Source organism: Ruegeria sp. AH7 (assembly GCF_056541325.1).
Genome location: NZ_JBQFYF010000006.1, coordinates 240,590 through 260,031, shown reverse-complemented (window position 1 = coordinate 260,031; position 19,442 = coordinate 240,590). Strand labels below are relative to the sequence as shown.

Sequence of the window (19,442 nt, the reverse complement as noted above, 5' to 3'; positions counted from 1 at the left end):
CCACGGTCAATGAAAAATGACACAAATGATTGCGGCACAGGTTTTTGAGACCGAATTGGCTGCTTATCGCTAAGGCTTTGTTATGAGGTCAGAGAATGAATAAACCGCTCACCCATTCGCTGGAGGCCAACTACTACACCGATCCAGCCGTCTTCCAGAATGAGATGAACGGGCTATTGTCTCGTACCTGGCAATTTGCAGGGCATGCAGCAGACATCCCGAATGTGGGTGACTATTTTGCCTTTCAGATCGCCGGGCAGAACCTGTTCGCCATTCGTGGCCGGGATGAGGTGATCCGCACATTCTACAACGTCTGTCAGCATCGCGCGCATGAGATGGTGACTGGCACGGGCAACACTCGCGTGGTCGTTTGCCCCTACCACCAATGGACCTATGAACTAACCGGCGGGCTGCGCGCCGGGCCGAATATCAAGAAGGTTCCGGGCTTTGATCGTGAGAAAATCTGCCTGACCGAGGTTCGGACCGAAATTTTCCTGGGCTTTATCTTTGTCAATTTGGACACAAACGCCGCGCCAATGGATGATTGGTATCCCGGTGTGCGGGAAGAGATTGCCGCGTTTGTTCCCCAGATTGATGAGTTGGCACCGTTGGAGTGGGTTGAAATCCCCGAGAACTGTAATTGGAAGGTCTCGGTCGAGAACTACTCGGAATGCTACCACTGCCCGACCAACCACCCGACATTTGCAGAAGGCGTAGTGAAACCCGAAACCTACGATATTCAGCCCGATGTGGGTGGTGGTTATGTTTTGCGCCACACGACCGAGTGTCAGAGCCTAGAAAAGATGACTTATCCCATCGACATGTCAGTGCCACATGCGGGCGACTACCAGTCATGGTTCCTGTGGCCGATGTTCTCGTTCCAGTGTTATCCGGGCAATGTATTGAACACCTATCACTGGCGCGCTGAATCCGTTGATACCTGTACGGTCTGGCGCGGCTGGTACACGGAGGGCGGGCATGAAAGCGATGTGATCCGCGGGCTGGCGGTTCAGGATCGCGAGACAACCGTGGCCGAAGATATCCGCCTGGTCGAATCCGTGTATCGCGGTCTGAAATCCAAGGGATATGTTCCCGGGCCTCTGGTTCTAGACCCCGATGGCGGGGTGATGAGCGAGCATTCAATCGCTCAGCTACAGCAATGGATGCGCGACGCGGTCGATTGATCTATGTGAAAATCTAGAATTGTGATCTGGTTGCGAGCATAAGGTCGCGCCATCATCAAAGTATTGAAACAGGAGAGTAATGATGGATGAAGATCTGTTCAAAAAGGGGTTAGAGCAGCGTAAAGCGACGCTGGGGGCGGAATATGTCGAAAAGAACCTGGCCGCCGCCGATGATTTTACCCGCCCTTTTCAAGAGGCAATGACCGCCTGGTGCTGGGGTTTCGGTTGGGGTGACGACACCATTGATGCCAAGACCCGATCGATGATGAACTTGTCTATGATCGGCGCGCTGGGAAAGATGCACGAGTGGGAAATTCACTGCAAAGGCGCTTTGAATAATGGTGTCACCAAAGAAGAGATTCAGTCCATCATCCACGTGATTGGCATCTATTGCGGCGTGCCGCAATCGCTGGAGTGTTTCCGCGTTGCCCGCAAGGTGCTAGAGGAGCGCGGCCTTCTCTGACCTGCCGCCAGTTCAGTTCAGATTGCGCGGCAACTCTTCAGACCAATGTTGTTCATGGACAGATTCGGTGCCTTCAAAAGCGCGCAAGGTTGCGGTGATCTGCCAGTTCTTCGGCGTGGCGGTCATGCAAACTTCGGTTTCGGTTCGGATCGACCAATGGCCGCGTGACATCTGGTAGACCCAACGCGTCTTGCCTTCTGCACCAGCTGGGTTTTGAGCGGAAGCGCTAAAGATTTCGCGGCCTTGCACCTCGATCTCAAGGCCATTTTGCACGATCCTGTAGCGGCCTGTCTCATGTCTTGTGTCGACGGTCACAATATCGCGGACCACATCATGGGTGATGCTTCGGCCGCCTTCACCTTCCGCCAACATCACTGTTTCAAGCGGTGCGGCTTGCTCGGGCCCAGGATAGGCGTGAAGCGTTTCATCTAGCGGACTTGGTTGCCGGTCTGGCAACGTCAAACAACAACGATCCAGATTGAGCGTCAGGGTCGCGGCTTCGGGTGTGGGCCAGATCAATGGGAAATAGCTTGTGGAAAGCGCAACACGGATGCGGTTGCCGACGCCGAACCGGTGGGCGATGGCGCGTAATGGAACCTCGATTTCATAGTTCTGTCCTGGCACCAAAGCCTCCGGAGTTTCGTGGCTATTGCGGTGGGTTAGGTTCAAAACGGCATAGGTCACGCGAGATGATGACCCGCTGGGCAAAACTTCGTTCAGGCGCACGGCGATCTGTGCAACTGGCTTGTCGGACGAAAAGGCCAGTCGCAGCCACGGTTGGCCGACAATGTCGAATGAATCCGAGAGCGGTGCGCTGTCAAAGCAGGCCGACAGCGCATCGTCGCGCCGCTGATCGCCGGGCAAGTCCCCATCGCTGGCAAAGGCACACCAGAACCCAGCATAACCACCCGACATGACAGGTGAGTTAACCGATACTGTTCCCGATCCGGGGGCATCGGTCGCCAAGGTACCTTCGGCGCTTGGATACCAGTCAGATGATCCTATGGTTGGCGATGGCCAGTTGCTTTCCGCCACCCAATGCCCGTCGCGATGGGTCATCGCCTCCTTCGGCTCGGCGCTGTGCTGCATGTAAAGGCGCAGCATTGGCTCATCCATGATGCCGGTGTCATGCCCTTTTAGCCAATGATCCCACCAACGCAGAACCTCTTGCAGGAACCCCATCTGAGGACCGGGCAAGCCAGCATTTGGCATCAGATGTGCCCAAGGCCCGATCAGCCCTTTGCGCGGTCCTTGCAGATGTTCCATCATGCGAAACACCGCCGGATAATACCCGTCCGCCCAGCCTGAGACTGCAAAGACCGGGATTTTGATGCGCGAGAAATCCTCACACACCGATCCGTGTTTCCAGAACGCATCGCGGGTTTGGTGCTGCATCCAGGTTTTCAGCCAAAGCCCCGAGCCACGCAGGCGGTCCAACCACATTTCGCGCCAGCGTTCACCCACATTTGCCGGGTCTGGCGGCATGGTGTTCTTGCCAAACATGATCGAGGACCACGTCAATTGCTCGCCCAGCACGCAGCCCCCAGAGTAGTGGATATCATCGGCATAGCGATCATCGGTTGAACACAGGGTCAGGACGGCCTTCAACGCAGGCGGTTGCAGAGCTGCGATCTGCAACCCATTGAACCCGGACCACGATTTCCCGGTGATTCCGACCTTGCCATCGCACCAGTCTTGTTCAGCGATCCAGGCGATCACTTCACACCCGTCTTGCAGCTCCTGAGGGGTGTATTCATCGGTCAGAACGCCTTCGGAATCGCCGCTGCCGCGCAAATCGACACGGACAACTGCATAGCCATGCCCCGCGAGATAGGGGTAAAGCGTCACATCCCGTTCGGCCATGATGTCATTCTTGCGATAGGGCTGAAACTCGAAGATCGCAGGCACTGGCTGCGACGGAGCGCTTTGGGGCATCCAGATGCGCGAACCCAGTCGGCAGCCATCCGACATTGGAATCTCGACGTGATAGATTTCTTCAACAGAATTGGGGAATTGCGAGACAATCTTCATGCGTGAAACAGCCTATCCGTGGATGACAGAGGCAGCATAGCCCCGGTTGATTCATTACAATCCGATATACGTTGGCATGTCATCCCAAAACCTGTGCCGGGTTCTGGCCAAACGCTTTCGTAGTACTGTCAGCCGAGCGCTTTTGTCGTTTGTCGGGGTATCAGGCGGACATCTGTTCGAGTTTCGGCCTCGGGCATCTCGTCCTTTTGCAGCCAACATAAGATCGTATCTGCCACTTGTCGCCCAAAGGCCTCGACGCCGCAGTGAACCGAGGATAGCGCTGGCCAACACTCTGAGGCCTCGCGAATATCGTCGAACCCGATGATCTGAAAGGAATTTCCGATCTCTACGCGGGCCTCGTGGCAGGCGTTGATCATTCCGAAGGCCACCAAATCGTTGAAACACAGTGCCGCATCGCAATCGGGGTGGTCCCTGAACAGGTCAATCGCTGCTGAATGCCCAAACGCGCGACTGGTTTTGCCCGTCATGACAATCGGGTCCAAACCGTTTTCCTGTATAACCTCGAGATAGCCTGAGAAGCGTTCCTGAGTGACTTGCCGCCCCTCGAGCCCGCCCACAAAGGCAACCCGGCGTGCGCCGGCGTTCAATAGGTGCTGGGCCGCGGCCTGCCCGCCTGCGCGGTAGTCAGGGGCGATGAAGGGGTGTTTATCCGTCTCGTTTTCGACCTGACGCAGGACCTGCATCATCGGGATACCAGCACGCTCAACAGCCTCAAGTGTTTTTGAGACATCCCCATAAGCAGGGGACAGGATCAGGGCTGAAACACCGTGCTCCAACATCGCGGTGACCACCTGGTCCTGAATACTGGGGTCTTCATTGGTGTTTGCGACCACCACCGCATAGCCCCGCGACCCCAAAGCCATTTGCAGGGAGGTGGCGAATTCGGTGAAAAACGGGTTGGTCAGATCGTTGATCACCAACCCGATCAGGGCGTTCCCGGTTGACCTCAGATTGGCTGCGGATCGGTTATAAACATAACCGATCTCTTTCATCGCTGCGTGAACCAGCGTTCGGGTTTCCGCTTTGACCTGCGCGCTGCCCTGCAACACAAGGCTGACCGTGGATTTCGACACCCCCGCCTTGTTGGCGACATCTATGATCGTCGGTCTGCGCATTCAGTCTATTGGTCTACCCCGTGCAGGTTCAGCAATGTTGTCATCCGCGCTGTAGCCCGATCCGGGTCCGAGAGCAAACCCGCCTGATCCGCAAGCCGGAACACTTCGGCGTAATGACAGATGTCGCGGCTGGATTGGAACCCGCCGGGCATGATGAAATGGGACTGTGCGCCGTTCAGCCAGGCGAGATAGGCGATCCCAGCCTTGTAGAACCGCGTCGGGGCACGAAAGATCTCGCGGCTGAGCGGCACGGTCGGGGCAAACAGCGCGTGGTAGCGATCCATATCGTTCTGCGCCAGCGCCTCAAGCGCCTGAGAGGCCGCCGGAGCAATCGCCGCAAAGATGCCCAACAAGGCGTGGGAATAGTGGTCCCCGTCCCCAGCAATCAGATCGGCATAGTTGAAATCATCCCCGGTATAAAGGCGCACACCGTCCGGCAGGCGCTTGCGGACCGCCTCTTCATGCGCCTGATCGAGCAGTGAGATTTTGATGCCATCGACCTTCGCTGGGTTCTCGGCGATCAAAGACAGCACAAAGTCGCTGGCCTGATCCACATCCGTGCTGCCCCAATAGCCGGTCAGGGCCGGGTCGAACATATCGCCCAGCCAATGCAGGATCACCGGTTCCGCCGCCCCGTCGATCAGCGCGCGATAAACGTCGTGATACGTGTCTGGCCCGGCATTGATGGCCGGAAAGGCGCGTGAGGCCATTAGGATCAGTTGACCACCTGCGGCCTCTATGGCCTCGGCCTGATGCTCGTAAGCCGACAGGATTTCCCCGGCTGTGTTCAACGCGCTCATCGGTACATGATCCGTCCCGGCCCCGCAGGCAACGCGTGGCGACAGAGGGTGCGCTTTGGCGGCCACCATCGTGCGCTGGATCAGTTCCAGCGCCGTCTCCCAATCCACGCCCATGCCGCGTTGGGCGGTGTCCATCGCCTCGGCCAGCCCAAGGCCCTGATCCCACAGACCCTGCCGGAAGTTCAGAGTCGCGTCCCAGTCCACCGCCGGTCGGCCATCCCACGGGTTCCGCTCGGCCAACGGGTCCGAGACGACATGTGCGGCGGCAAACGCCGTGCGCGTCAACGGCACCTGCGGCGCGCGGGGGATCAAGGGCTTTCCGGTCAGAGCATAAGGTTCCAACTGGCCGCCGCGGTTGGGCAATACTAGTTTCATCGTCTCAGACCTCCAGATCCAGAACCAGAATACCGTCGATTCCACCCACGGCGTTTGCGACCAGTTGCGCCCCGCACGCCTTGTGATCCTCGTTCGCCTGATAGGTCGCCAAGGCGTCCCAATCGTCGAAATCGATTACGAAGCCGTGCATATATCCGCGTTCGATCTGTTCCGGGCTTTGGCTGCGGCCCCCGGTGAAACCTTTGGCACCGGGCAGAGCTTCAGCCACCTTGGCCAGCCCGCTGTAGATTTGGGCGACCGTCTTCTCGGTCACATCCGGGCGGAATTTCGTCAGAACGATATGACGGATCATTGCGTAAATCCTTGATCTTGCTTGATCATGTCGACGGCTTTCTCACCGATCATGATCGTGGGCGCGTTGGTGTTTGAAGAATTAACCGTTGGCATGATCGAGGCGTCGGCCACGCGCAGACCCTCGATCCCGTTGAAGCGCAGGCGCGGGTCCAGAACGGCCTCGGCGTCATTGCCCATGCGGCAGGTGCCCGCGCAGTGGTGCGAGGTTTTGGAATGCACGCAGATGAAGTCGAAATACTCCTGCTCGGTCTTTACAGTCGGACCGGGCAGGCGTTCCGCCAGAACATATGGCTTCAACGCATCCTGTGCGAGGATGCTCTGCACCAGTTTCAGACCCCGGATCGACATCTCTCGGTCATAGGGATCGGCCAGATAGTTCGGGTCGATCAAAGGCATTGCTGCGGGATCGGAACTTTGCAATCGCACCGTCCCCCGAGACCGGGGCCGCAGGAAACAGGCGTTCAGGGTGACGCCGCCATTGGGCATCGCTTCAACCCCGGCCTCGATCCCCGTACCCAGCCCCAGATGCATCTGAATGTCGGGTGAACGCGCATCGGGGTCGGCGTACCAGAAGCCGCCGGTTTCAAACAGGCTGGACGCCACCGGCCCTTTGCGGGTGAACAGATACTGCAGCCCGGCCCAAGCCGACAGGTGCAGCTTGGCGAAGCGGTCGTAAGTATGCGGGCCGGTGACCTCGCAAATCGAATAGAGATCGAGGTGGTCATGCAGGTTCTCACCAACCTGCGGCTGGTCATAGACTGCCTTGATCCCGAGGCTTTTCAGATTATCCGCCGGTCCGATCCCGGACAGTTGCAGCAGGCGGGGTGAGCCGATTGCACCGGAGGACAATATCACCTCGCGCGCGGCAGTGATCTTTTCGCCACTCATCATCTCAATACCGGTTGCCCGACCCTTTTCGACTGTGATCCGGTGGACCTGTGCGCCCATACGCACGGTAAGGTTCGGACGGGTCCGGTTGGGTGCCAGAAACGCCATCGCGGCCGAGGATCGGCGTGCGTTGCGTTGGGTCAGCTGGTAGTACCCTGCCCCGTCCTGTTTTGCGCCATTCACATCGCGCGTTTCGGGGATGCCAACCTGCCCGGCGGCCTTGATATAGGCATCGCAGATCGGCAAAGGCGCGGCCGGCATCGACACGCCCAGCGGGCCGCCTTTGCCGTGGAACTCATTGTCGTAGCTGTCGTTATCCTCGGACTTCTTGAAATAGGGCAGGATATCGTCATAGCCCCAGCCCTCGCACCCCATCTGCCGCCAGTCGTCATAGTCCTGCGCCGCGCCGCGCGTGTAGATCTGGGCATTTATGGCCGACCCGCCGCCAATCACCTTGGCTTGTGTGTAGTTGAACACCTTGTTCTGCATGTGCTTCTGCGGCACCGTCGACCAACCCCAGCTGCCAATGCCTTTGGTCATCTTGGCAAAGCCCGCAGGCAGGTGAAAAAACGGATGGCGGTCAGAGGACCCGGCCTCTAGAAGTAGGACCTTGGCCGAAGGTTCCTCGGACAATCGCGCAGCAATGACCGAGCCCGCAGAGCCTCCGCCGATCACGATGAAATCATATCCGTCAGACATTCTGATGTGTCCTGATCTAGAGCCTAGGAATGGACAGCCCGCCATCGACCGGGATGGTGGCACCAGTGGCGAATTGCATCTGGCCGTCGACGATGGGGAGGATGACCGAGCCGATATCTTGTGGTTCGCCCCAGCGCGCGGCAGGGACCAGCCCGCCTTCGATCCGGGCGGTGTATGTATCGCGCACGCCCGCCGTCATCTCGGTGGCGATGATGCCGGGGCGCAGTTCAAACACACCAATGCCATGTGGTGCCATTCGTACCGCAAACAGTTGCGCCATCATCGCGGCGGCGGCCTTGGACACGCAATATTCGGCGCGCTCAATAGACACCATCGTAGCGCTGACCGATGTAATGAATGTGATAGAGCGATAGCTGTCCTGCGGGTCGGCCAACATGCGCCGCGCGACCTCTTGCGTCAGAAAGAATGCGCCGCGTAGATTGATGTTTTGCACGAAATCCCAGTTCTCGGGCGTCAGTTCCAGCATATCGCCGCGGACCGGCGCGCCGACGCCTGCATTGTTGATCAGCGCGGTGACCGGGCCTAGCTGTGCCTCGACCTGATCCAGAAGTGCGGGCACGTATTTGATGTCAGAGACATCATGCTGCAGGTAGATTGCATTCGGGCCCAGATCCGCCAGTGCCTTTTGCACGACCGGGTCTTCTGGGTTCACATCCGAGGCAAGCGCAACTCTGTGCCCGGCGGCGATCAATGCGCGTGCGATGCCGAGGCCAATGCCCTGCTGCCCTCCGGTGACCAAAGCGACTCGGCTCATGCCGCTAACTCCGTTTCAATAATGTGACGACCGGCGCGCAAGGCCAGCGCCGCGATAGTCAGGGCGGGATTGACGGCAGCCGAGGTCGGCAGGACCGAGGCGTCAACGATGAACAGGTTCCGGTGGTCATGGCTGCGGCAGAACGGGTCCACAACACTGCTGGCCGGGTCCTGCCCCATCCGCGCGGTTCCGCATTGGTGCGAGGGGGTGCGCCGGTCGAAGGGCCGGGACAGGACAATTGGAAACCCGGCCCGTCGCAGGTGCTGTTTCAGCTTGGCCACCAGTGCCTCATGCGCCTGCCAGTTCGAGCGTTTCCAGTCCAGCCGGATCTGATCACCTTCGATCGTTACCCGGCTGTCGGGGTTGGGCAGGTCCTCGGACATGGCGTAGAAATCGAAGCTGCGGTTTGCGATCAGCGCAGCTATTGAGCCGGGCAGCCCGGTCTGAGACGCCAGGATCGGACCAGTGATCTTGCCCAGCATTTGAATATTGCCCATAGGCGCGCCGCCCTGCCCGTCAGTGTTGTAATAGTCGTTGAACATCAATGTCTTCTGATAGACCGAGCGGTTACGGCGCAGCGGATGCAAAGCCAGAACCGCCGAGCAATTGTGGTTCATGAAGTTGCGCCCAACCTGATCGGATCGGTTCGCCAATCCGGCGGGGCAATTGTCATTGGCGGATTTCAACAACAGCGCAGCGGACTGAACCGCCCCAGCAGATAACACGATCACCGGCGCGTGCAGGGTACCATGCCCCTTGACCTCAACGCCTGTGATTTGCCCGTCATTGTCGCTCAGCAGTTTTTCGGCAGGTGCGTTCGTCAATAGTTCGACATTCTCGTGCTTCAGGGCGTCCGCCAGAGCGCAGGTTTCGGCATCCATTTTGCCACCGCAGGTGTTCGGAAATGCATCCCACGTGGTTTGCCCGGCCAAGAGCCAGCGATCGATATCCACCCCCAAAGGGACCGATGCAGGCGACAGGCCCGCCCCACGCAAGCGCGCGCGCAGATCCGCGATGTCAGGCTCATCGGCCACAGGAGGATGCGGGTAAGCGCCGCTATGCGGCGGCTCGGTTGGGTCCTCATCAGCAGTCCCACGCACCGTGTACAGCTGCTCGGCTGCCGTGTAGTCCGGTTCCAGATCGTCGTAACGGAGAGGCCAGCCGGGAGAGCGACCCCCCATGTGCTGTCGCGGTTCAAAATCCTCGGCCCGGTAACGGATCAGCGCAGCACCGTAGAATTTCGAGTTGCCGCCGACGCAGTAGTAGTTCCCCGGATTGAAGGGCTGCCCTTCGCCATCCAGCCATGTTTCATCGGGGCGGAAGCGCCCATCCGCAAAGATCGCATTGGTGTCCCGGTCCACGGGCGAAGGGCGCAGATAGTCGCCGCGTTCTAGGATCAGAATGCGACGGCCCGTGGGGGCAAGTGCTGCGGCTAGCGTCGCCCCTCCGATCCCAGATCCGATGATTATGACATCCGGGTTTGTCACGGAACAATCCGCATCTCGCTCTCCGGGTCAAAGGCCACGGCCTTTTCCATATTGACGGCAAAGTCGAAATCCTGTCCCGCCGCAACTTCAGCGTCAGAGCGCATCCGGGCAATCACATCGCGGCCCCCCAATTGCATCGAGACAAACGTGTCCGAGCCTGCGGGTTCGGTAACAACAATCCGGTTGGTCATCTGCGCAATGTTCGACGATTTCCGGTCTGCACCATCCATATCGGTGATGGTTTCCGGTCGGATGCCCAAAAGGATATCGCGCCCATCCCAAGTGGCCAGATTGTCCTGGCTGAAAGGCAGTTGCGCCGTTGATCCGTCATGGGTGGCAACCTCGGCATGAGGACGACCGTTCAGTATGGCCACTTTAGCAGGCACCACGTTCATCGCGGGCGAGCCCATGAAGGTTGCGACAAAGATATTGGCCGGGGTGTCGTAGATTTCCTGCGGCGTGCCCAGTTGCTGCACATAGCCACCATTCATCACGGCGATACGGCTGGACAAGGTCATCGCCTCGATCTGGTCATGGGTCACGTAGACGATGGTGGTGCCAAGGTTCTGATGCAGCTTCTTGATCTCGGTCCGCATATCGACACGTAGTTTGGCGTCGAGGTTGGACAGAGGTTCGTCAAACAGGAACACATCCGGTTCCCGCACCAACGCGCGCCCCATGGCAACGCGCTGGCGCTGACCACCGGAAAGCTGGCCGGGTTTGCGATCCAGCAACTGCTCAATCTGCAGCAACTTGGCGACCTCTTGCATCGCCCTGTCCCGCTCCGGCTTGGGCACACCGTGCATCTCAAGCCCGAAGGTGATGTTCTGGCCGACCGTCATATTGGGGTACAAAGCATAGCTTTGGAACACCATGGCGATGTTACGGTTCGACGGGTGCACCCCGTTCATCACCTGATCTTTGATACGAATCTCGCCGCTGGTGATCTCTTCCAGCCCCGCGATCATGTTCAGCAGGGTCGACTTGCCACAGCCCGAAGGACCGACAAGCACCAGAAACTCACCTTCCTGCACCGAGATGTCGACTTTGTGCAGAACCTCGACCGCCCCGTAGGATTTAGTCGCGTTGTCTATGTCCAGAAAACCCATGAGGTCTTATCCTTTCACCGAACCCGCCATCAGGCCGCGAACGAAGTATCGACCGGCCACGATGTAGACGAGCAGAGTTGGCATGGCGGCAAGAATGGCCGCTGCGAAATGAACGTTGTATTCTTTGACACCGTGCGATGACTGGACGAGGTTGTTGAGTGCCACGGTCATCGGCTGGCTGTTGGCGTCGGCAAACGAAGCACCAAACAGGAAATCATTCCAGATGTTGGTGAATTGCCAGATGATCGACACCACAGCGATTGGACCGGAACTGGGCAACAGGATGCGCCAGAAGATCTGGAAGAACCCAGCGCCGTCGATCTGAGCGGCCCGGATTAACTCGGTCGGGAAGACCGCGTAGTAGTTGCGGAAATAAAGTGTGGTGAAGCCAATCCCATAGACCACATGCACCAGGGCCAGACCCCAGGTGGTGCCTGCCAGACCCATCAGGCCCAGCATCCGGGCCATCGGGATCAGAACGATCTGGAACGGGATGAAGCAGGCAAACAACATTAGACCGAACAAAATGGTATCGTACTTGAAGCGCCACTTGGTCAGCACATAGCCGTTCAGCGCCCCCAGGATGGTCGAGACCATGACAGCCGGGACCACCATCTTGATCGAATTCCAAAAATACGGCCGCAGTCCCGTTGGATCGACGCCGATCTGTGCCGAGGACCATGCTTTGAACCATGGCTCCAGCGTGAAGACCTGTGGCAGGTTCATCATTCCGCCACCGGTGATCTCTGCCAATGGTTTGACCGAGTTCACCAACATCACATAAAGCGGCAACATGTAGAACAAGGCGAATAGAACCAGCACCAGATAAATCAGCGTGCGCGTGACCCGACCAGTACGAATTGCGGTATCCTGCGTTGCTTGGGACATCAGCGTTTCTCCCGCAATTCAGCGTACAGATAAGGGATCATGATCGCCGCGATTGTCATCAGCATGATCGTGGCCGAGGCCGCACCTATTCCCATTTGGTTCCGCGTGAAGGTGTAGGAATACATGAAAGTCGCCGGTAGTTCCGTTGCCCGACCCGGGCCCCCTCCGGTTAGGGCGATCACAAGGTCGAAGGTCTTGATCGCAAGGTGGCTGAGGATCACGAAGGCCGACAGGAAGGCGGGGCGCAACTGCGGGATGATGATCCGGCGATAGAGGTTCCAGTTCGAGGCCCCATCCATCTGCGCCGCGCGCAGGATTTCGTTGTCGATCCCACGCAGACCAGCCAGGAACATGGCCATGACAAATCCACTGGTTTGCCAGACGGCCGCCAGAACAACCGTATAGATCGCGTAGTCGCGGTTCTTGATCCAGTCAAATTCGAAACTGGTCCAACCCCATGAATGCATGACGTTTTCCAGCCCGATCCCGGGGTCGAGGAACCATTTCCACGCGGTGCCGGTAACAATGAAACTCAGCGCCATTGGGTAGAGGTAAATCGGGCGCAAAAGCCCCTCACCTCTGATTTTCTGATCAAGGAATATCGCCAGACCCAGCCCGATACAGGTGCAGATCACGATGTAGAGCCCGGCAAAGATGCCCATATTGATCAGCGAGGTTTCCCAATGACTGAGCCGCCAGAGCTTGTCGTAATTCTCCCAACCGACCCAGCCAAAGCTTGGCAGGATGCGGCTGTCGGTAAAGGACAGGTACACCGAGAACAGGATGAACCCGTAAACAAAGACCAGCATCATCGCCAGCGATGGGGAAAGGACCAGCTTGGGGATCCAGTTCTGAAGGCGTGTTTTGAAATCCGCGTCGGCTGAGCCAGCCATGGCGCGCCCTCCTGCAAGTGGGGAAGTGTCTGAGGCGCGGGGTGTGCCCGCTGGTGACAGGGCGGCACGGTCGCCGCCCCGTCGGGAGGATCAGGTGATCACTTGGCGATGGACACGGCGTCGACCAGTTCGACTACAGCGGTTTCGCTGTCATATTCGCCGTTGAAATGCGCCGTCACAACGTCATAGACCGCGTTCTTGACCGAGGCAGGGGCTGCGTGACCATGGGCCATCGATCCGAACAGGTTGCCCGAGGATGCAGCCGCCGCCAGATCCTTCATTCCCTGTTTGCCGCAATCGTCAAAGTCGGCGTCGCTGACATCGGTCCGCGCGGGAACCGAGCCCTTCACAACGTTAAAGGTCGACTGGAACGACGGAGACAGGATCGCGCTTGCCAGAGCCGCCTGTTCTGCCGAAACCGAACCACCCTGATCAAACATCATGAACTGGTCCGCGTTGAAGGTGACCTGATCTGCCGTGCCGGGGAAGCGGAAGCACAGGAAGTCCTGACCGGGCACTTTTCCTGCGTTCAGAAACTCACCCTTGGCCCAGTCGCCCATCATCTGGAAACCGGCCTCGCCATTGATGACCATTGCAGTCGCCAGGTTCCAGTCGCGGCCCGAGAAGTTTTCATCAACATTGTCGCGGATAAAGGCCATGCGGTCGAACGCCTCTTTCATGGCATCGCCGCCCAGCGTTTCTTCATCCAGATCGATGAAAGCCGCCTTGTAGCCATCCGGGCCTAAGGTCGACATGGCAACGGCATCAAACACTGTCGCGTCCTGCCAGGCCTGACCGCCATGGGCAATTGGCGTCACACCCGCCGCTTTCAGCGCTTCAACAGCAGCCACGAACTCTTCCCAGTTGGTGGGCTGCGCGATGCCGTTTGCGTCCAGAACCGCCTTGTTGGCCCAGACCCAGTTGGTCGAATGCACATTCACAGGGGCCGAAACCCATTTGCCGTCATGCTTAGCGAAGGCCTTCAGCGCATCTGGTACGACCGCGTCCCAGCCTTCCTGCGCGGCCACTTCGTTCAGGTCGGCCAAGGCCCCCTGTGCGGCCCAGTCCTGAATGTCAAAACCCAGACCCTGAACGGCGGTTGGAGCGTTTCCAGCAGTCACACGGGCGCGCAGAACGGTCATCGCCTGCTCACCGCCACCACCGGCAACCGGCATGTCAGTCCAGCCAACGCCCTGACCGGACAGGTCATCCTTAAGGACGTTCAGCGCTGCGGCCTCGCCACCCGAGGTCCACCAATGCAGAACCTCAACCTCTTCCGCCTGTGCAAGACTGGATGTGCACAGAAGCCCGGCCACGATGACCGACTTTGTTTTCAGCATGTTACGCATTTTCGTTTCCTCCCTTAATGCGATCTTTGTTATTCCTGCGCCGCGTGGCGCGTATTTCAATCCTGTGGCACCCAGGGCGCCCGGCTGTCGCCGATGCGCATCACCACGGATTTGACTTCAAAAAACTCCTCGAACCCATATTGCCCGATCTCCCTGCCCTGGCCGGATTGTTTGTAGCCACCGAAGGCGACCTCGGAGAACCCATCCATCCAAGTATTGGTCCAGACCGTACCCGCCTGGGCGCGACGGGCAAAGTCGAGGCAAGTATGGACATTCTCGCTCCAGATCCCTGCCGAAAGACCGAGAGCGCTATCATTCATGATCTCAATGGCTTCGTCCAGCGTTTTGAACGTCAGTACAGACAGCACGGGGCCAAAGACTTCGTCGCGTGCGATGGGCATATCAGGTTGAACATCGGTGATAATGGTCGGCTGATAGAATTGGTTGCCCAACCCCTCAACGTTCAATGGATCGCCGCCCAAGGCAATTGTTGCGCCTGCGGATCGAGCCTCTTTGACATAAGCATCGATCTTGGCGTTGTGTTCGGGCGTGACAATCGCCCCGACCTGCGTGCTCGGGTCCAGCGGGTCGCCAAATTTCACCTTCCGCGACAGCGCGATCACCTTGTCGGTAAAGGCTTGCGCGATATCCTCATGCACGATGATGCGACTGCTGGAGTTGCAGCACTGACCGACATTGAAATAGACGCCAAACACCACTGCATCCGCAGCTGCATCCAGTTTGGCATCGGGAAAGATCACCTGTGGGTTCTTGCCACCCAGCTCCAGCGCAACTTTCTTCAGAGTATCCGAGGCGGTCTTGCTGATGGTTTTGCCCACTGTGGTTGAACCAGTGAAGCTGACCATGTCTACGGCCTCATGGCTGGACAGTGTACTGCCGACCGGTTGGCCATAGCCCAGAACAATGTTGCAAACACCTGCTGGTAAGCCGGCTTCGATCAACAGTTCACCTAGCATCAAGGTGGTCGAGGGCGTCATCTCGGAGGGTTTCACCACCGCTGTGCACCCTGCCGCCAGCGCGAAGGGCAGTTTCTGGCTGAGAATCCAAAATGGGAAGTTCCACGGCGTGATGATAGACACGACACCGATGGGTTCTTTCAGTACAACGCCCATGATATCTGCGCCCAGCGTATTGTGGCTGTCACCATGGATGCTGCGGGCCAGCGACGCTGCATAGCGCCATAGATCGGCTGCACCTCCTACCTCACCCTTGGACTGGCTGATCGGCTTGCCGCTTTCCAGTGTCTCGATCAGGGCGATGCGGTCGACGTTTTGTTCGATCAGATCGGCCACTTTCAGCAGCACCTCGGCACGGTCTTTGCCCGAAGCGCGGCTCCAGACGCCGCTGTCAAACGCTGCGCGGGCGGACAGGATCGCCGCTTCTGCTTCGGCCTGACTGCCCGAGGCCGAGCGGCTAACCACATGTCTGTGCGACGGCGATATCCGCTCGAACGTTTCGCCCGACGCGCTGTCCTGCCATTCACCATTGATCAGGTGGCGGCCCTCAAACAATTGGGGCAGATCGAAGGGGATCGCAGGGTTGATCGTGAGGTCTTTCATATGCGTCAAAGCCCTGAAAACTGAGGGTTACGTTTTTCCATGAAGGCCGCGACGCCTTCGTCACGGTCGGCAGAGGCGGCAGCGGCGGCACTGCCAAGCGCCTCGATTGCCGCAGCCGAGTCTTCGCCGACCGGTGCATGAATCATGTTCTTGGCTATCTCGGTTGCACGCGGGGACAGGGCCTGCGCCTCGGTTGCGATCTCAAGAGCGCGGGCCAGGACATCGTCGGCCATTTCGGCGGCATAGCCCAGGGCAACCGCGCGGTCGGCACCAAGGCGACGACCAAACAAAGCCATCTCCTTTACGGCCCCTTCCGGCATCAACCGCGCCAGACGCTGCGTCCCTGACCAACCCGGAACGATCCCGATCCGTGCTTCAGGTAAGGCCAGAGTTGCACGAGGGGCCATCAGGCGCAGGTCGCAACAACTGGCCAGCTCGAGCCCACCGCCAAAGGCATGGCCGTTGATCGCGGCAATTGTTGGTTTACCAAGCCGTGCGAGGCGGTCGAAAATCCGGTGCCCGTCCCGCACCCAATGGCGTGCAAACTCTGCTGGGCTAAGACCCCCCCAGGCACCGATATCCGCGCCGCAGCAGAATGCCTTGTCCCCGGCCCCTGTCAGCACCAGAGACCGGATCGAATTGTCCCGCTCAACCTGCTGCACATGCGCCTCAAGCGCATCCAGCATGTCGATGGTCAGCGCATTCAGCTTGGACGGGTTGTTCAGCGTCAGGACAGCCGTCGCCCCGTCGATATGAAAGCCTATCCCGCTCATACCGTCAGTCCCATTGGGCCTTCGCTAAACAGCGACTTTGGCATCAACGTCGCGTTCTCGGCGACTGTCACACGACCCTCAGACGCTGTCACGATATCCTGCTGCGCGTTGATGCCCGGCATGATCTCGGTCGCGACCAACCCCTGATCGGTCAGGCGGATGACACAGCGCTCGGTCACGTAGATAACATCCTGCCCAAGCTCGCGCGCCCGGCGGCCCGAGAAGGTGACGTGTTCCACCTGATCCACCATCTTGGTGAACTTGCCAGGGGCCGCGACGCTGATCCCGTCCGAACCCAGGTCGATCTTGGCGCCAGCCTCGAACCAGCCCGAAAACACGATTTTTTTCGCGCCTGCGGTGATATCGACAAACCCACCGCACCCGGCGGTCAAATAAGGCTTCTTGCCCAGTTTCGAGACATTCACATTGCCGTCCACGTCAACCTCAAGGAAGGACAGGAAGGACATGTCGAACCCGCCGCCCTGAAAGTAGATGAACTGCTGCGGTGAGGGCACGTAGGCGTGCGCGTTAGACGCACAGCCAAAGGCGAAACCGGTCAGCGGAACACCTCCGACGGCTCCTTGCTCGATGGCCCATGTGACGGCTTTGGGATGCCCTTCCTCCAGCAGAATGCGGGGCACCATGGCGCTGATGCCAAAGCCCAGATTTGCACTCATCCCTGCGCGTAGTTCCATCGCTGCGCGGCGGGCGATCACCTTCTCGACCCCGTGCTCGGCCAGCGAGAAACTGTCCCACGGGCGCATGACTTGCCCCGAGATGGCAGGGTCATAGGGCGTTTCAGTGGTCTGTTTCTGATCGGGGTCCTCGACGATCAAGTCGACCAGATGGCCCGGCACGCGTACATCATGCGGACGCAGGCTGCCCTCGGCAGTCACGCGCTGAACCTGAGCGATCACCAGACCGCCATGGTTGCGCACGCAGATGGCTTGCTCCAGCCCGCCCAGATAGGCCCCTTCATGTTCATAGGTCAGGTTGCCGAATTCATCTGCCGTGGTGGCGCGCAGAATGCAGACAGTCGGGATGATGTTGGGGAAGTGCAGCCAGGTCTGGCCGCCAAACTCGGCGCGCGCGACGATGGGTACCGCGGCCCCGCGCGCATTCATCGCGCAACCCTCGCGGATCGGGTCCACGAACGTATCCAGCCCGACCTGAGTCAGAACGCCTGGACGCCGGGCCGCAGCCTCGCGGTGCATGTCGAACATGATCCCCGAGGGCACGTTGTAGGCGGCCACGCGATCTTCGACGATCATCTTCCAGATCTCGGGCATCTCAAGGCTGGACGGTCCCGAAGGGTAAGACCCGGCCAGCACACGGGTCAGCAACCCGTCCTGCGCCAGATATTCCATGCCCTTGACGCCATACATATCCCCCGCCGCAATCGGGTGCATCGTAGTGATATTGCGTGGTTGTCCTTCTGCCTGAAACCGTTCGCCCATGGCCTTCAGAACCAAATCGGGGCATCCCAGAGCGGACGAGGAAGAAACCGTGACAATCGCGTCATCCGGGATGCGGGATACGGCGTCGGATGCAGAAACAAGCTTGGTCATCAGAAGCCACCATAGTTGACGTCAACGCGCTGACCGGTTGCCGCCGCTTCGCGCACGCTCAGCGCGACGGACAGGGATTTGACCCCATCCGGGCCATCCGCGGCAGGGCGTCCTTTCCCTGCGGAGGCGGCGACAAATTCGGAAACGCCCTGCACGTAAAGGTCATGGTTGGAGTATTGGATACCCTCGCTGCCTGCTTCCGTGACGAGGGTTATTTCACCAACCGGCTGCTGCGTCATGACACCTTTGGCAAAGATCGATCCTTCGGTGCCGTGTACCTCAAGCCCCGATCCCGCGAAGGGATGGGTAAAGCTCTCATGGCTCATCACCATCGCGCCCGAGGACATGGTCCAGACCGACATACAGGAATCCTCGACCCCCTGCCCCATACCGGAGCTGGTCATTTGTGCCACAACGCTTGTCGGGTCTTCTTGTAGCAAGAACCGGGTTACGTCCGCGTCATGCACGACGATATCAGGAATTACGCCGCCGCCAGCACCTGCGTCGTTTATCCGCCAGCCCTGAAGATGACCCGGGAGGTGAACCGCGTGATGAATGCGCAGTGAAAGTACCTTACCAACCCGGCCATCTGCGATGAGATCACGGATGACGCGGTGGGTGCCCGAGCAGCGCAGGTGGTGGTTGGTGCCAAAAGTGACACCAGCGGCTTCTGCCGCACGGACCATTTCGACAGCTTCAGCCTGTGTCATGCCAAGAGGTTTTTCACATAGAACATGCTTGCCTGCGGCAATCGCAGCCATAGCCTGGGCATGGTGCTTTTCATTGGTTGATGAGATGTAGACCGCCCGTATGTCCGGGTCATCGAGCGCTTCGGTCAGACTGGTCGTGGCGTTTGCAATGCTGTGATCCTTGGCCCAGCCCCCCACCCGATCAGGTGATGTGCTGACAACCCAAGTGACATCATTGCCAGGCTGCTTTCTCACCGCGTTCAACATATGCTGTGACGCAATCGTGCTCGCCCCCACAAAAGCCCAGTTCATTGCAATCCCCATCACTGGAACGTTCCAGTAATATGTCTACTGGAACGTTCCATAATGATCAAGATGAATCTTGAATCCGGCTCTTTTGGTGTAAGTTTCGTGTCGCTTGCAGTCTGGTTTCTTGTTGG

At 58.8% G+C, this 19,442-nt stretch carries 17 protein-coding genes; 2 read left to right on the top strand and 15 right to left on the bottom strand.

Features of this window, described 5'->3' with window-relative positions:
• Window positions 1-95: 95 nt before the first annotated feature.
• The gene (locus tag ACR0JX_RS15750) at window positions 96-1,184 is read left to right on the top strand and encodes an aromatic ring-hydroxylating oxygenase subunit alpha (RefSeq protein ID WP_480544733.1); all 1,089 of its coding nucleotides are present in this window, start codon (window positions 96-98) and stop codon (window positions 1,182-1,184) included.
• Between the two features lie 79 nt (window positions 1,185-1,263).
• Window positions 1,264-1,647, top strand: coding sequence for a carboxymuconolactone decarboxylase family protein (locus ACR0JX_RS15745; RefSeq protein WP_480544732.1), 384 nt, complete (start codon window positions 1,264-1,266; stop codon window positions 1,645-1,647).
• Between the two features lie 12 nt (window positions 1,648-1,659).
• Here the strand turns inward: ACR0JX_RS15745 and ACR0JX_RS15740 are convergent, their stop codons facing one another.
• From ACR0JX_RS15740 to ACR0JX_RS15670, 15 genes are all read right to left on the bottom strand, one after another.
• Entirely contained in the window at window positions 1,660-3,678 is a 2,019-nt protein-coding gene (locus tag ACR0JX_RS15740) for a CocE/NonD family hydrolase (protein ID WP_480544731.1), read from the bottom strand.
• 128 nt (window positions 3,679-3,806) lie between these two features.
• Complete coding sequence (locus ACR0JX_RS15735) at window positions 3,807-4,814, bottom strand: LacI family DNA-binding transcriptional regulator (RefSeq protein ID WP_480544730.1); 1,008 nt, start codon at window positions 4,812-4,814, stop codon at window positions 3,807-3,809.
• Between the two features lie 5 nt (window positions 4,815-4,819).
• Window positions 4,820-5,989 carry a dihydrodipicolinate synthase family protein gene (locus ACR0JX_RS15730; protein WP_480544729.1) on the bottom strand — a complete coding sequence of 390 codons (1,170 nt, stop codon included), beginning with the start codon at window positions 5,987-5,989 and terminating at the stop codon, window positions 4,820-4,822.
• Window positions 5,990-5,993: 4 nt separating this feature from the next.
• Window positions 5,994-6,302 (bottom strand): Dabb family protein, encoded by a 309-nt coding sequence (locus tag ACR0JX_RS15725; protein WP_480544728.1) that lies wholly within the window; start codon window positions 6,300-6,302, stop codon window positions 5,994-5,996.
• Window positions 6,299-7,891 (bottom strand): GMC family oxidoreductase, encoded by a 1,593-nt coding sequence (locus ACR0JX_RS15720; protein ID WP_480544727.1) that lies wholly within the window; start codon window positions 7,889-7,891, stop codon window positions 6,299-6,301. Before ACR0JX_RS15720 ends, ACR0JX_RS15725 begins: the two co-directional genes overlap by 4 nt.
• A 16-nt stretch (window positions 7,892-7,907) precedes the next feature.
• A complete protein-coding gene (locus ACR0JX_RS15715; RefSeq protein WP_480544726.1) occupies window positions 7,908-8,666 on the bottom strand; it encodes a 3-ketoacyl-ACP reductase in 759 nt (252 codons plus the stop codon).
• Complete coding sequence (locus ACR0JX_RS15710) at window positions 8,663-10,153, bottom strand: GMC oxidoreductase (RefSeq protein ID WP_480544725.1); 1,491 nt, start codon at window positions 10,151-10,153, stop codon at window positions 8,663-8,665. The genes ACR0JX_RS15715 and ACR0JX_RS15710 overlap by 4 nt, the downstream gene beginning before the upstream one ends.
• Complete coding sequence (locus tag ACR0JX_RS15705; RefSeq protein WP_480544724.1) at window positions 10,150-11,262, bottom strand: ABC transporter ATP-binding protein; 1,113 nt, start codon at window positions 11,260-11,262, stop codon at window positions 10,150-10,152. Before ACR0JX_RS15705 ends, ACR0JX_RS15710 begins: the two co-directional genes overlap by 4 nt.
• A 6-nt stretch (window positions 11,263-11,268) precedes the next feature.
• Complete coding sequence (locus ACR0JX_RS15700; protein WP_480544723.1) at window positions 11,269-12,150, bottom strand: carbohydrate ABC transporter permease; 882 nt, start codon at window positions 12,148-12,150, stop codon at window positions 11,269-11,271.
• Window positions 12,150-13,043 (bottom strand): carbohydrate ABC transporter permease, encoded by an 894-nt coding sequence (locus ACR0JX_RS15695; protein ID WP_480544722.1) that lies wholly within the window; start codon window positions 13,041-13,043, stop codon window positions 12,150-12,152. The genes ACR0JX_RS15700 and ACR0JX_RS15695 overlap by 1 nt, the downstream gene beginning before the upstream one ends.
• 98 nt (window positions 13,044-13,141) lie before the next feature.
• Complete coding sequence (locus ACR0JX_RS15690) at window positions 13,142-14,383, bottom strand: ABC transporter substrate-binding protein (RefSeq protein ID WP_480544781.1); 1,242 nt, start codon at window positions 14,381-14,383, stop codon at window positions 13,142-13,144.
• A 65-nt stretch (window positions 14,384-14,448) separates the two neighbouring features.
• Window positions 14,449-15,972, bottom strand: coding sequence for an aldehyde dehydrogenase family protein (locus ACR0JX_RS15685; protein WP_480544721.1), 1,524 nt, complete (start codon window positions 15,970-15,972; stop codon window positions 14,449-14,451).
• A 5-nt stretch (window positions 15,973-15,977) separates the two neighbouring features.
• Window positions 15,978-16,745: an enoyl-CoA hydratase/isomerase family protein gene (locus ACR0JX_RS15680; RefSeq protein WP_480544720.1), complete on the bottom strand. Its 768-nt coding sequence runs from the start codon at window positions 16,743-16,745 to the stop codon at window positions 15,978-15,980.
• On the bottom strand, window positions 16,742-18,313 hold the full coding sequence (locus ACR0JX_RS15675; RefSeq protein WP_480544719.1) for an acyl CoA:acetate/3-ketoacid CoA transferase: 1,572 nt from the start codon (window positions 18,311-18,313) through the stop codon (window positions 16,742-16,744). The genes ACR0JX_RS15680 and ACR0JX_RS15675 overlap by 4 nt, the downstream gene beginning before the upstream one ends.
• The gene (locus tag ACR0JX_RS15670) at window positions 18,313-19,314 is read right to left on the bottom strand and encodes a Gfo/Idh/MocA family protein (RefSeq protein ID WP_480544718.1); all 1,002 of its coding nucleotides are present in this window, start codon (window positions 19,312-19,314) and stop codon (window positions 18,313-18,315) included. Before ACR0JX_RS15670 ends, ACR0JX_RS15675 begins: the two co-directional genes overlap by 1 nt.
• Window positions 19,315-19,442: the final 128 nt, after the last annotated feature.